The organism is Flagellimonas lutimaris, assembly GCF_051494225.1.
Classification (GTDB): Bacteria; Bacteroidota; Bacteroidia; order Flavobacteriales; family Flavobacteriaceae; genus Flagellimonas; species Flagellimonas lutimaris_A.
In genome coordinates this window covers 987,521-1,001,741 of the sequence record NZ_JBNPYE010000001.1, presented here as the reverse complement: position 1 = coordinate 1,001,741, position 14,221 = coordinate 987,521, and the positions used below count along the sequence as shown (strand labels likewise).

The window sequence follows — 14,221 nt, the reverse complement described above, 5'->3', positions numbered from 1 at the left end:
TATTTTTCAAAGTTTTTGGATAAATTTATTACGAAAACGTTTGAGAAAGCCCTTGAAAACAAATAAATTATTAAGATATTCAAAATTTGAATAAAGTTTCCTAGCTTTGATCTCTTAAAAATTTGAATGGCTTCAGAAATTAGAAAAATAGGAGTTTTTACGTCCGGCGGAGACTCTCCTGGAATGAATGCCGCAATTCGTTCCGTTGTCCGTACTTGTGCATATTTGAAAATTGAATGTGTAGGTATCTACAGGGGGTATCAAGGTATGATCGAAGGTGATTTTAAGACCTTGGATGCACGTAGTGTGAACAACATTATAAATAAGGGGGGCACCATTTTAAAATCGGCCCGATGTGACGAATTTAGAACCCAGCAAGGAAGAAAGAAAGCTTACGACCAATTAACCAAAGAAGGAATAGATGCCTTTGTGGTAATAGGTGGTAATGGAAGTTTTACCGGTGCACTTTTGTTCACTGAGGAATATGATTTTCCAGTAATTGGAATACCGGGAACTATTGATAACGATATTTTGGGATCGTCTTACACCCTTGGTTTTGATACGGCCATCAACACAGTTGTTGACGCCATAGATAAAATACGTGATACCGCAAGTTCCCACAACCGGTTGTTCTTTGTGGAGGTAATGGGAAGAGATGTAGGCCATATAGCTCTTAATGCCGGTGTAGGTGCGGGAGCTGAGGAAATCCTAATTCCTGAACAAAACCTGGGACTTGAACGTTTGTTGGAATCCTTAAAACGAAGTAAGGCCTCTGGAAAATCTTCCAGTATTGTTATTGTTGCGGAAGGCGATAAAACAGGTAAGAATGTTTTCGAGCTAAAGGAATATGTGGAAGAGCACTTACCAATTTACGATGTTAGAGTGTCCGTGTTGGGACATATGCAGCGTGGAGGCAACCCAACTTGTTTCGACCGTGTTCTTGCGAGTAGAATGGGGGTGAAGGCTGTGGAGAGCATTTTGGAAGGAAAATCAAATTTAATGGTAGGTATCAGAGATACCAAATTAGTGCTCACACCATTGGCAGATGCCATAAAAGCACATACAGAAATTGACGAAGAACTCATTAGAGTTTCGGATATAATGACAACTTAATTTAAACACAAAAAAGAAGAACATGTCAAATTTGAAAATAGGAATCAACGGATTCGGTAGAATTGGAAGGTTGGTATTCAGGGCAACCGTGAAAAGAGGTGATGTAGATGTTGTGGCAATCAACGATTTGTTGGATGTTGAGCACCTTGCCTACTTATTGAAATATGATTCGGTACACGGTAATTTTGACGGAACCGTGGAAGTAAAGGATGGTCACTTGGTAGTAAATGGAAATACCATTAGAATTACAGCTGAGCGTGATCCAAAAAATCTAAAATGGGATGAGGTTGGTGCTGAAATCGTTGCAGAATGTACAGGGATCTTCACCACTTTGGATATGGCACAGAGCCACATCGACGGTGGAGCCAAGAAAGTAGTAATCTCTGCTCCATCCAAAGACGCTCCAATGTTTGTAATGGGAGTAAACCACAAGGATGTGAAAGCAACCGATACTATTATCTCAAACGCTTCATGTACAACTAACTGTTTGGCTCCAATAGCCAAGGTGTTGGATGATGCCTTTGGTATTGATGAAGCTTTGATGACAACCGTTCACGCAACAACGGCTACACAGTTGACCGTAGATGGTCCATCCAAAAAAGATTATAGAGGAGGTAGAAGTGCCCTAATCAATATTATTCCAGCTGCAACTGGTGCTGCAAAAGCCGTTACAAAGGTTATTCCTTCCTTGGAAGGAAAACTTACAGGTATGGCCTTTAGGGTGCCAACTGCTGATGTGTCCGTTGTGGATTTGACGGTTAAATTGGAAAAAGAGACTTCTTACGAAGGAATCAAAAAAGCAATGAAGGATGCTTCTGAAGGAGACATGGCCGGAATTTTGGGGTACACTGAGGAATTGGTGGTTTCCCAAGACTTTGTCGGAGACACCAGAACTTCCATTTTTGATGCCAATGCCGGTATTGAGCTGAATTCCAAGTTCTTTAAAGTAGTTTCTTGGTACGATAACGAAGCCGGATATTCAAACAAATTGGTAGAGTTGACCCTACACGCGGCAAGTCTATAATATTTTATCTCATAAATGTTTATCCCGAGGAGGGAATTCCCTCCTCGGGAATTAATATAAAATCTCGACGTATGGTTTTGATTGTGGATAGTGGTGCCACTAAATCCGATTGGATTGCCCTGAATGAAAAAGGGGAACAATTGTTTGTAACGCAAACGTTGGGCCTTAGTCCCGAAGTGCTTACCAAAGAGGTTATCGAGGATAGGTTGGCCAATAATTTTGAACTTTCCAAAAACAAGGAACAAGTACGTCAATTATACTTCTACGGTGCCGGTTGCGGAACCGATAGGATGAAGACTTTTTTAAAAGCCATTTTCAAGGATTTCTTTCCCAACGCCAAAGCAGAGGTAAGGGAAGATACCTATGCCGCAATCTACTCAACCACAAAAATTGGAAGACAAGGTATTGTTTGTATTTTAGGTACAGGGTCCAATTGTAGTTATTATGATGGGCATCAGTTGATTCAAAAAGTAACCTCGTTGGGATACATCCCAATGGATGATGGTAGTGGAAATTTCTTTGGAAGAAAATTGATTCGAGATTACTACTTCCATAAAATGCCGCAGGATCTTGGGATGAAATTTGCCAAAGAATATGATCTTGATGCCGATGTCATCAAAGATCATCTTTACAAGCAGCCCAATCCGAATACCTATTTGGCAACATTTGCACGTTTTATTATAGAAAATAAGGAGCACCCATATTGCAAAGGGGTAATTGAAAAAGGACTACAGCAGTTCGTGAACAATTACATTATGCAGTATGAACTTGCTACCAAAGTACCTGTTAGCTTTGTTGGGAGCATAGCACATTTCTTGCGAGATGAACTTACCGCCTGTATGGAGCGCAACGATTTGATTCTAGGTGTTATCCGACGTAGACCTATCGAGGGGCTAGTGGAATTCCACCGGGAAACTATTTAACCGCGATCATCGATATTTCTACATGAACAAACTTTGGAAGGTTGGCAACTTCTACCGTTTCTCTTGCAGGTGCAGTATCGGCATCAAAATAAGTCCCATAAACTTCATTGATTTGAGCAAATTGGTGCATATCCGCTATAAAAATAGTGGACTTGATTACGTGCTCAAAAGTCATTCCTGCTTCCTCAAGAATTGCTTTTAAATTCTCCATGGACTGTTTGGTTTCCTTTTTGATATCACCTTCCACAAGATTACCTGTAGCGGGATCAATTGGAATTTGCCCTGAAATGTAAAGCGTATCTTTTATAAGTACCGCTTGGTTGTATGGACCAATGGGAGCTGGGGCTTTGGAGGTGTTTATTATTTTTTTCATTGTGATGGTTTTATATGGGTTGAAGGTAAAAAATATCGAAATAATATCAACGCTGACTTCTGTTTTCCCATTTGATATCACTAAGTATGGAACTCTTGATACCGATAAAGAAGTACCAGCGCTCATACCTGCCAAATGGCGTCCAATCAAAACTTAATCTAAAACTGCCAAGGTCACGTTTAAATGCAAAACGGGTATCCGCAAAACCTTTGTCTTTTATATCGTAGCCAGAGTTGAATCCTACTTCCCATTTTGGAGTAAGTTGTATGTTCCCTGAAAACATTAGGGAGTGATTGGTGATTTCCCCTTGTCGGTTACTGTTGTTATAGGTAGCCACATAGGTAAATCGAGCATCCCAAGGCAATTTGTTGTTATAAATAGGTCTGTCTTCATTTTGGGCCCTATTGTTACGGTCACTGCTTCCTTTATTAAAATGAGAATTGTCGCCCCGTACATCATCTATGGCAAAAGGGTTGTCACTAAAATTTGATTGCTTTTCTTCATCATTTTTTTCCTTCGCCCCTCCTTTTTGGAACATCTCACTGTTAAGGGAAAAACTGGTGTTTACCCTTGCCGATGTTAAACGTGCAATACCCCCACCATTGTTAACATTAAGGATGTTGATTCTTCGCCCATTGTTGTCAATCGCATAAGGATCAAAAGTGGCAGCAAAATTTATGGGTACATTTTTAATGATTTCTGTTGCCCCGCTCATACTGATAGGGCTAAGTCTAAGGGAATCGGCCTCGAGGTTATAACTTGCAGAAAAGGTAAGGTTGCTCAAAATTTTCACCTTTCTCGGTTCAGTGGCAGTGGAGTCTTTGTCCCTTACTTTGGCCTCCAAGGAATTCTGAAGGGAAAAACTCAACGAACTCCCCTTGTTTAGGGAGGGTCTTCCGTAGATGCTGGTCTCATATGGGGTGTATTCTACCTCTTCACCATCTTCATCCGTGTAGGATTCGTAAAACTGTTCAAACGAAGGTGTGTAGCCATAACTTATCGACGGACGCATTACGTGACGTAGAGCTTGGATTTTTTTATCCTCCCCAAAGTTCCAAGTACCGTACATGGTTGTACCGATACTGGTCCCAAGGCTGTAACGGTTAAAACGATCAAATCCAGCTATGGTGTCGGTAACTACCTCTTCGGTTTCCGCATCATACTGTCGTCGTATGGTTTCCAAGGTCCAAATATCCTCGTAGTTGCCATTTAAGCTTACACTCAAGTACTTAGCCAATTTAAAATTGGTGGCAATAGGTATCCTATGACGGGCACCTACCTTGGCATCATCAAACATACCGCTTTTGAAAAAGTTCTCTTCATCCGTGGTTATGCTGTTCTGGGCATTTACATCATACTGAAAGTTGATGTTTTGAAAGATTCCCTTTTTAATGGCATCTCGCTTAACAAATGGATAAATTCGTTCCATACTTGCCTGAAAGGTAGGTAACGACATATTTATTACCTGTGTCCGAGAGTTTTGGGTATGGCTCACGGTTAAACTGGTATTGACCGCTGGATAGGCCGGAAATGTTTTGGAATAACTTATGGATGATGCAAAGGTGTTGGTTTGCGAATTATTACGATTGACCTGATTAAGGGAGTTCGTATAGTACTGACTGGAACCAAGGTTAACCGAAGCTGAAAAACGTGAATTTGGACTTGCCTTGGTATCTTGTGAGTGTGATATTCGAATATTATAGTTGCTTGTTCGACTATAGTCATCAAAACCTTTTTGACTGGTCACCAAATTCTCATAACTGATATTGACGTTTCCTTTAAACTTATATCGCTTGGTGTAAGTAGATCGTCCTCGTAAACCATAACTGCCGTTGGTGTAATAATCCCCGGTAAGGCTCAAATCCACATAATCACTTATAGGTAGGTAATACCCCCCCTCCTGTATAAAGTACCCTCTTCTTGGATCATTGCCAAAGGTTGGGAACAGAATTCCCGGTGCTCTTCCTCCCGTTAATGGAAAATAAGCAAAGGGTAAGGCGACAGGAGTAGGTACATCAACAATATACATATTGCTATACCCTGCAATTATTTTCTTTTTTGGAACAAATTTGGCCTTTCGGATCCTAATATAATAATCGGGATTAACCGTATCATTGGAGGTGGTAAGTTTACCTTCGCTCATAAAGTAGACCGAATCGTTCTCTTTTTTTGTCTTTTGGGCATACACTTTCATGGCGTCACTCCCCAATTGCCCCAATCCAGCCTGTTGTTCTGTCCTGGAATTCCAAATAACGGCTTTTTCCGTATCAAAATTAAATCGAATTGAATCTGGTCTTACCTCGTTCTCTCCCTGTTTAAAAAAGGGCAACTGCGAATAATTGCCCAACGAGTCCTTCATCCGTCCCGCGTACACCTCATTTTTTACATAATCCATTACAATGACACCTGCTTTTAGTTCGGTATCCTGGTAATAAATTTCCGCTTCGTCGTATAGATAGATTTTGTTGTCTTTTTGACTAAGTTTTACATAGTCTTTTGCCTTGTATTTTATTTTATCCAACAATAAAGCCTGCTTTTTTTGTACGGTATCTGTAGTAACTGAATCAACCCTGACGAAGTCGTTCAAGATGTTTGGTGGAAGTAAGGGAGCAAAAATAGTATCCTTGATGGCCTTTATTGGCAAAGGTGTAATTGGATCTTCCTGAGCACTTAAGGTAGCGATGCCACAAAGAAGAACAAATAGGAAAACTAAAAGATGTTTATTTGGTTGCAACGTGATAAATCCTATTTTTGTGCTAGTCGGCCCAGTTTTGGGGTCAAACTTACATATATTTTTTGTTCTACTAATTGGGGATTACAATATTTTTAACCATTAGAGAACACTATAATTACTCAGTTCTTATGAATAAAAGTCGGTTTGCATTTTTAGTTTTTCTAATTCTGGTCCTTCCTTTGGCCTCTTTTAACGAAAATGATACCGGGGAATTTCCGAAAGATAAATTTATTGTGGTCTTGGATGCAGGGCACGGTGGACACGATCCGGGAAACCTTGGTAATGGCTATTTAGAGAAGAACATAGCATTGGGTATTGTATTGAAGGCAGGAAAGGAATTGGAGAAAAATCCAAATATAAAAGTGATCTATACACGTGATGATGACACTTTTGTAGATCTTTTTGTTAGGGGGCAAATTGCCAATCAGGCTAACGCTGACCTTTTTGTATCCGTACATTGCGATTCCCATAATTCCGATGCACATGGTGCAGGTACCTTTGTTTTGGGTTTACACGCCAATCGACAAAATTTTGAAGTAGCAAAAAAGGAAAACTCTGTAATCTATTTGGAGGATAACTACGAACAACGTTATGCAGAATATGATATCAATTCTCCAGAATCCATCATTGGGTTGACGATAATGCAAGAGGAGTTTTTGGAGCAGAGCATCCAATTGGGTAAAAAGCTTCAGGACAACTTCACCAAAAAACTTAAAAGAAAGGACAGGAAGGTAAAGCAAGCAGGTTTTATAGTGCTGCACCAAACATTTATGCCAAGTGTTTTGGTCGAAACCGGATTTTTAACCAATAAAAATGAAGGTAGCTATCTGAATTCCGAAAAAGGGCAAAATGAAATGGGCGGGGCTATAGCGGATGCCGTACTTGCTTATAAGGATGAAATTGGCTTTACGGCTGCCCCAGTTGCAGAAAATCCTAAAATTGAGGATACCGATGTCGCAGTAACTGTTCCAGAATCGAAAAATGAGGTGGAGAAGAAAAAAGAGGAACCGTCAAAAAAGACATCCATTAAGGAGGGCACCAAGGAAGTAATGGAAGTCAAAAGCGAAGCACAAGGTACCGGTGTGGTGTTCAAAGTGCAATTAATGGCCAGTGGAAAAAACATTGCGCTTACTGGAAGTAATTTTAATGGGTTAAACGAACTTTCCAAAGAACCGTACAAGAATATGTTCCGATATATGTACGGCAGCGCAAGCACGTATAAGGCTGCAAAAAAGTTAAAGGAAGAGGCGGATGCCAAAGGATATACCACATCATATATCGTTGCATACAAAAAAGGGGTAAGGGTACCGATTACGGCAGCATTGAAGTAGAATCGTTTCAAATGCACTCTTGTTATAATTATTCCTAAATTTGTTTAAACCATAAACCGAATCTTTTGAAACTATCCAGGGAAATCAAAACTGGGATTATCGTAGTCGCTGGAATTATAGCCTTCATTTTTGGGCTTAGCTACTTAAAATCCTCTCCACTTTTTGAAAACAACAAGACTTTTTATGCAGTTTATGATAATGTTGGGGGATTACAACCAGGTACCCAAGTTTCCATAAATGGATACAATGTCGGTAATGTTACCAGTATCAAATTTAAGGACGGCTCGGGTAAATTGTTGGTCACCCTATCCGTTAGCAATGAATTTGAATTTTCTAAAAACAGTATCGCAGAACTTTTTGATACAGGAATTATTGGAGGTAAAGGAGTTCAAATTGTCCCTGTTTTCGATAAAGCGCCAAGGGCTAAATCTGGCGATACGCTACAATCAAAAATAAAGCCGGGGATTACCGAATTGGTTCAACAAAAACTTACTCCATTGCAGTTAAAGGTAGAAGGAGCCGTTTCCAACGCGGACTCATTGCTAATGAACGTAAATCAAATATTGGACGACCCTACCAAAGAGCAGCTTAAAGAAACCATAGTTTCATTGAATGCGTTGGTGAAGTCTTTTAAAGGAAGTGCGGATAATTTAAACGTTTTGTTGGACAACAATAAAATGCAATTGGATAGTTCCTTAAAAAATGTGAACCATATCACTTCCAACTTTTCTAAACTCTCCGATTCTCTGGTAAATTCTGATTTAGGCGGAACACTTACTGAGTTTCAAACTACGGTAAGCAAATTGAACGACATATTAGCTAAAATTGAAAGGGGAGAAGGGTCATTGGGTAAATTGCATCAAGATGATGCCCTTTACAATAATTTGGCCGATGCATCAAAAGAATTAGATCTTTTGCTGCAGGACTTTAGGCTTAACCCAAAGCGTTACGTCAATGTTTCGGTATTTGGTAAAAAGCAAAAAGAGTATACACTTCCTGAAAATGACCCGGCTGAACAGCAGGATTCTACTGAACAAAAAGAAAATCGATAAATGGAATATTTGCCCAATATAGTATTTGCCGTAGCCCTTATTTTGGGCATTGGGTTTTTCGCCCGCAACGTAAAAAAGTTGTCCAGGAATATCAAGCTTGGAAAAGATGTTGATGTGAGTGACAACAAACCCCAACGGTGGAAAAACATGGCCAAGATAGCTTTGGGACAGACCAAAATGGTGGTTCGGCCCATTGCGGGATTGATGCACATTATTGTTTATGTAGGCTTTGTCATTATCAATATTGAGGTGCTGGAAATTATACTTGATGGATTATTCGGAACCCACAGGTTATTTTCACCACTAGGATCTATCTATAATTTTTTGATAGGGTCTTTTGAAGTTCTTGCACTTTTAGTGATTGTAGCTGTGGTTGTTTTTTGGATTAGAAGAAACATCATACGGATACAAAGATTTATAAAACCTGAAATGAAAGGGTGGCCCAAAACCGATGGAAATATGATTCTGTACATCGAGTTGGTACTTATGACTTTGTTCTTAACTATGAACGCTGCGGATTTTCAATTGCAGCGATTGGGAGCAGATCATTATGTTCAGGCGGGGGCATTTCCCGTAAGCCAATTTATTGTTCCCTTGTTGGAAGGTCTCTCAGAATCTTCACTGATCATGGTTGAACGAACAGCTTGGTGGTTACATATTTTGGGCATATTGGCTTTTTTGAACTATCTCTATTACTCAAAACATTTACATATCCTTTTGGCCTTCCCGAACACCTATTACGGAAAATTAAAGCCACAGGGACAATTCAATAATTTGGAATCTGTCACTAATGAAGTAAAGTTGATGATGGATCCAGATGCAGACCCATTTGCAGCCCCTGCAGAAGATGCTGCCGCTGAGCCAGAAAAATTCGGCGCATCGGATGTCATGGATTTGAATTGGGTACAACTGCTAAACGCATATACTTGTACCGAATGTGGACGTTGCACCTCAGAATGTCCCGCCAACCAGACGGGCAAAAAGCTTTCGCCAAGAAAAATTATGATGGACACCCGTGACCGTTTGGAAGAAGTGGGTAAAATTATGGATGCCAACAAAGGAGAGTTTGTTTCCGATGGCAAGCAGTTGTTGGACGATTATATCAGTAGGGAAGAACTTTGGGCATGTACCACCTGTAATGCGTGCGTACAAGCTTGCCCGGTTAGTATAGATCCACTATCCATTATTGTGGAAATGCGTAGGTATTTGGTGATGGAGCAATCAGCCGCGCCAACAGAGTTGAACAATATGATGTCCAACATCGAGAACAACGGAGCCCCTTGGCCTTATAATCAAATGGACCGATTAAATTGGGTGAACGAATAAAGCTAGAACTATGAGCGAACAATTGAAGGTAAAAACCATGCAGGAGTTTATGGCTGAAGGCAAACAGCCTGAAATATTGTTTTGGGTTGGCTCTGCCGGTAGTTATGATGATCGTGCCAAAAAGATTTCTAGAGCATTTGTGAAGTTATTAAACAAGGCAGATGTTGATTTTGCGGTTTTGGGCACCGAGGAAAGTTCTACGGGCGATGTGGCCAAAAGAGCTGGTAACGAGTTTTTGTTCCAGATGCAGGCTATGATGAACATTGAATTGTTGAATGGCTATGAAATAAAGCGCATTGTAACCTGTGACCCGCATTCCTTTAATACCCTTAAGAATGAGTATCCGGGATTAGGAGGTAATTATGATGTGGTTCACCATACACAATATTTAAAGGAACTTATAGATAATGGGCGTCTGACCATTACAGGCGAAGGATATAAAGGAAAGCGTATTACATTCCACGACCCTTGTTATTTAGGTCGTGCGAACTCTGTTTTCGATGCGCCGAGAGAAGTGCTCTCCAAAACCAACGCAGAACTGGTAGAAATGAAGCGTCATAAAAAAACAGCCTTATGCTGTGGAGCAGGAGGAGCCCAAATGTTCAAAGAACCGGAGAAAGGCGATATGGACATTAACGTATTACGCACTAAGGATGCTTTGGAAACTAAACCAAATATTATTGCAACAGGTTGCCCGTATTGCAATACGATGATGACCGATGGTATTAAAGCACACGAAAAAGAAGATAGTGTTCTCGTTATGGATGTTGCCGAATTATTGGCAAACTCCCAAGGGTTATAAATTAAATATAAAATGTTAGGTCGAGCGCAGTGGAGACCGAAACGGAGAAAAAATATGCTAGTAGATTTTAATGAATTGCCCGATCACTCACGAATTTGGGTTTATCAAGCCAATAGGAGTTTTACAGAAGAAGAGCAGAAGGAATTGGAGGAAAGTCTTACCGAGTTCCTAAAGGAATGGACGGCCCATGGCAGTGACCTTAATGCTGGGTTCGAAATGAAATACAAAAGATTTATCGTTATAGGTCTGGACCAGACCAATGTAAGCGCATCCGGTTGTTCTATTGATGCCTCCGTGCACTTTATCCAAAGTTTGGAACAGAAGTATAATGTGGAATTATTAGATCGAATGAATGTATCCTTCAAGCAAGGAGAATATATTGCTTACAAGCCATTGAAGGATTTTAAAAAGATGGCAAAAGCCAAATCTGTTTCTGCAAATACTATTGTATTCAACAATTTGGTAGCCACTAAACAGGAATATTTAGAAAATTGGGAGGTTCCTGCTAGTGAAAGCTGGCACTCCAGATTTGTATAAATTATCTTAATTTTCGTGTATTCCTCGATGAAATGCAATATTTTTATCGGCAATAAGTTCAGGTCTTAGACAAGATATTTATGCGGATAAATCGCTACTTTCCCTTTTTCATACTGTTTTGTTTGCAAGCCGTGGGGCAAATCAACCCATTGGTTGTTAAAGATTCTATTGCTCAAGCTGCATGGGTGGAGAACCAATATGCAAATATGTCCCTACAGGAAAAAGTGGGACAGTTGTTTATGGTGAGTGTTGCCTCCAACCAAAGCAAAACAGCGACCGATAGAATTAAAAACCTGGTAAAGGAGCAAGGTGTTGGAGGAGTTATCTTTTTGGTTGGGGGACCTGTTCAACAAGCCAAATTGACCAATGAATATCAATCCGTATCCAGAATCCCATTATTGATCGGCTCGGATGCTGAATGGGGCATGGCCATGCGGTTGGATTCTACCTATGCATTTCCATGGAACATGACCTTGGGGGCGATTCAGGATAGTGCTATTGTGGAAAAAGTGGGCTATCAAATTGGTAGACATGCCAAACGTCTTGGAGTACATATCAATTTTGCACCGGACTTGGATGTCAACAATAACCCCAAGAATCCTATCATTGGTAACCGTTCTTTTGGTGAGGATCCTAAAAATGTGGCCGAAAAAGGGAGAGCTTTTGTACGTGGTATGGAAAAAGCTGGTGTACTTTCCAGTGGAAAACACTTTCCTGGCCATGGCGATACGGCAACCGATTCACACAAATCCTTGCCCATAATCAATTCTTCGGTTGAACGATTGGATACTATAGAGCTCTATCCGTTTAAAAAAGTTATGGAGAGTGGTTTAAGTTCCACTATGGTGGCACATTTGGATGTTCCCAGTTTGGAGCCAAGGGAAGGGCATCCATCAACACTATCCAAAAATATTGTGACAGGAGTTCTGAAAAACCAATTAGGCTTTCAAGGTTTGGTCATTACCGATGCTTTGAATATGAAAGCCGTTTCTGAGTTTGCTCCAGAAGGTAAAGTAGAGCTTGAAGCTTTTTTAGCAGGTAATGATATGCTTTTGATGCCCGAAAATGTACTAAAAGCTAAAGAAACTATCATTGAGGCCTATACCAAAGGGACTATCACCGAGGAACGACTTGCTGAATCAGTTAAAAAAATATTGATGGCCAAATACAAAGCAGGGTTGTACAATTACAAGCCTGTGGATTTGGAAAATTTGCACGAAGATTTAAACGGTATCGAAAACGATGTGGTTTATGAAGAGGCTATTGAAGGCGCCATCACGGTTGCAAAGAACAATTTTGCTTTGATGCCCATCAAAAAATTGGACAATAAAAAAATTGCCTATGTCCATTTTGGTGATGATTCTGGAACTCCTTTCTTAAAGACACTGAATAAGTATTACAAAGTAACCCATATTCAGGCCAAAGATATTGCTCAGTATAAAAAGGAACTGGCGAATTTTAACTTGGTTATCATTGGGTTCCATAAAGACAATGCAAGTCCGTGGAAAGGTTATAAATTCTCGAAAAACGAGCTTTTTTGGCTGGAGGAAATATCCCGTTTACGAACAAGTAACACCATTTTGGCCTTGTTTGCCAGACCGTATGCCTTATTGGATGTTCTCAATTTTGATACTGTTGATGGGATAGTGGTTGGTTATCAAAATAGTGAAATTGCACAAGAAAAGGTAGCCGAAGTTATTTTTGGAGCGATTGGAGCAACAGGAAAACTACCTGTATCGGCTCATGATGATTTACCCGAGGGCACAGGTGTAGATGTTGAACCGATACAACGTTTGGGCTATAGTATTCCGGAACGTGTAGGAATGAGCTCCGAAATGCTTGCCGAGGTGGATACGTTGGTGCAGCATGGGATGGATTCTTTAATGTTTCCTGGGGCACAGGTGTTAATTGCTAGAAGGGGTAAAGTGATCTACAACAAGAATTTTGGAAAGCCCACGTATCAATCCAAAGAGGATATTAAAGAAGAATCTATTTATGACCTGGCTTCTTTGACCAAGATTCTCTCCACCTTGCCCATGATCATGAAAATGGAAGAAGAAGGGAAAATTGCACTAAACGATACTTTTAAAGACCTTATTCCGGAATATGCCGATACGGAATTGAAGGATGTTTCTGTGCTCAAGGCATTGTCCCATTACGGTCGTCTTCCATCGTGGATAGCTTTTTATTTGGACACTTTGACCAAGGATAGAAAGCCATCGTCCGAATTTTATAGAAAAAATCCTTCCGAGGCTTTTCCATATAAGGTAGCTGAACACTTATATCTCACCAGAACATTTAAGGATTCTATTTATAATAGAATTGGAAGGCAAAGCTTAAAATCCAATAGATACCGATATAGCGATGTAGGTTACTATGTGTTTAAAGAATATATAGAAAATACTTATAACAGACCTATTAATGAGTTGGTGGATGAGTTTCTATATAAACCCATGGGGTTACAACGAACCACATTCAATCCATTGAACAAATTTTCGGAGGAAGAGATAGTTCCTACTGAGGAGGACGACTATTTTAGATATCAGAGGGTGCAGGGGTATGTTCACGATATGGGAGCGGCCATGCAAGGTGGAGTTGGAGGACATGCAGGGCTCTTTAGTACGGCAAATGAGGTGGCCAAAATTATGCAAATGTATTTGCAGGGAGGTTATTATGGTGGCGAACGATTTTTTAATGCACGTACGATCAAGAGATTCAATACATGCTATTTCTGCAACAAAAATGTAAGAAGGGGAGTTGGTTTTGACAAACCGCAGTTAGAGGAGAAAGGGCCTACATGTGGATGTGTATCCAGGAATAGTTTTGGACATAGTGGTTTTACAGGTACATATACCTGGGCGGACCCCGATGCAGAGATTGTTTATGTCTTTTTATCCAACAGAACCTATCCGTCTGCGACCAATACCTTATTGATAAAATCTGGATTGCGAACACGTATTCAGCAGGCCATTTATGATTCCATTATTAATTAGGTAACGAATATTG

General features: G+C 40.2%; 11 protein-coding genes. 9 read left to right on the top strand and 2 right to left on the bottom strand.

Features of this window, described 5'->3' with window-relative positions:
- The first annotated feature begins 126 nt into the window (after window positions 1–126).
- The 3 genes from pfkA to ACQQ5U_RS04450 all read left to right on the top strand — a co-directional run bounded on the left by pfkA (window position 127) and on the right by ACQQ5U_RS04450 (window position 3,060).
- Window positions 127–1,113 carry a 6-phosphofructokinase gene (gene pfkA / locus ACQQ5U_RS04460; protein WP_437395739.1) on the top strand — a complete coding sequence of 329 codons (987 nt, stop codon included), beginning with the start codon at window positions 127–129 and terminating at the stop codon, window positions 1,111–1,113.
- A gap of 22 nt (window positions 1,114–1,135) precedes the next feature.
- Complete coding sequence (gap, locus tag ACQQ5U_RS04455; RefSeq protein WP_437395738.1) at window positions 1,136–2,137, top strand: type I glyceraldehyde-3-phosphate dehydrogenase; 1,002 nt, start codon at window positions 1,136–1,138, stop codon at window positions 2,135–2,137.
- A 71-nt stretch (window positions 2,138–2,208) separates the two neighbouring features.
- Window positions 2,209–3,060 (top strand): N-acetylglucosamine kinase, encoded by an 852-nt coding sequence (locus ACQQ5U_RS04450; protein WP_437395737.1) that lies wholly within the window; start codon window positions 2,209–2,211, stop codon window positions 3,058–3,060.
- Here ACQQ5U_RS04450 and ACQQ5U_RS04445 read toward each other — a convergent pair.
- Entirely contained in the window at window positions 3,053–3,433 is a 381-nt protein-coding gene (locus ACQQ5U_RS04445) for a RidA family protein (RefSeq protein ID WP_437395736.1), read from the bottom strand. The two genes, ACQQ5U_RS04450 and ACQQ5U_RS04445, sit on opposite strands and share 8 nt — an antisense overlap.
- A 46-nt stretch (window positions 3,434–3,479) precedes the next feature.
- The gene (locus ACQQ5U_RS04440; protein WP_437395735.1) at window positions 3,480–6,167 is read right to left on the bottom strand and encodes a putative LPS assembly protein LptD; all 2,688 of its coding nucleotides are present in this window, start codon (window positions 6,165–6,167) and stop codon (window positions 3,480–3,482) included.
- 128 nt (window positions 6,168–6,295) lie between these two features.
- Between ACQQ5U_RS04440 and ACQQ5U_RS04435 the strand changes: the two genes are divergently transcribed.
- The 6 genes from ACQQ5U_RS04435 (at window position 6,296) to ACQQ5U_RS04410 (ending at window position 14,208) form a co-directional block, all read left to right on the top strand.
- A complete protein-coding gene (locus ACQQ5U_RS04435) occupies window positions 6,296–7,498 on the top strand; it encodes an N-acetylmuramoyl-L-alanine amidase family protein (RefSeq protein ID WP_437395734.1) in 1,203 nt (400 codons plus the stop codon).
- Between the two features lie 65 nt (window positions 7,499–7,563).
- Entirely contained in the window at window positions 7,564–8,550 is a 987-nt protein-coding gene (locus tag ACQQ5U_RS04430; protein ID WP_437395733.1) for an MlaD family protein, read from the top strand.
- Window positions 8,551–9,876, top strand: coding sequence for a 4Fe-4S dicluster domain-containing protein (locus ACQQ5U_RS04425; RefSeq protein ID WP_437395732.1), 1,326 nt, complete (start codon window positions 8,551–8,553; stop codon window positions 9,874–9,876).
- A gap of 10 nt (window positions 9,877–9,886) precedes the next feature.
- Window positions 9,887–10,678 carry a (Fe-S)-binding protein gene (locus ACQQ5U_RS04420; protein ID WP_437395731.1) on the top strand — a complete coding sequence of 264 codons (792 nt, stop codon included), beginning with the start codon at window positions 9,887–9,889 and terminating at the stop codon, window positions 10,676–10,678.
- Between the two features lie 54 nt (window positions 10,679–10,732).
- Window positions 10,733–11,215 (top strand): ABC transporter ATPase, encoded by a 483-nt coding sequence (locus tag ACQQ5U_RS04415; RefSeq protein WP_437395730.1) that lies wholly within the window; start codon window positions 10,733–10,735, stop codon window positions 11,213–11,215.
- Between the two features lie 80 nt (window positions 11,216–11,295).
- Window positions 11,296–14,208 (top strand): glycoside hydrolase family 3 N-terminal domain-containing protein, encoded by a 2,913-nt coding sequence (locus tag ACQQ5U_RS04410; protein ID WP_437395729.1) that lies wholly within the window; start codon window positions 11,296–11,298, stop codon window positions 14,206–14,208.
- Window positions 14,209–14,221: the final 13 nt, after the last annotated feature.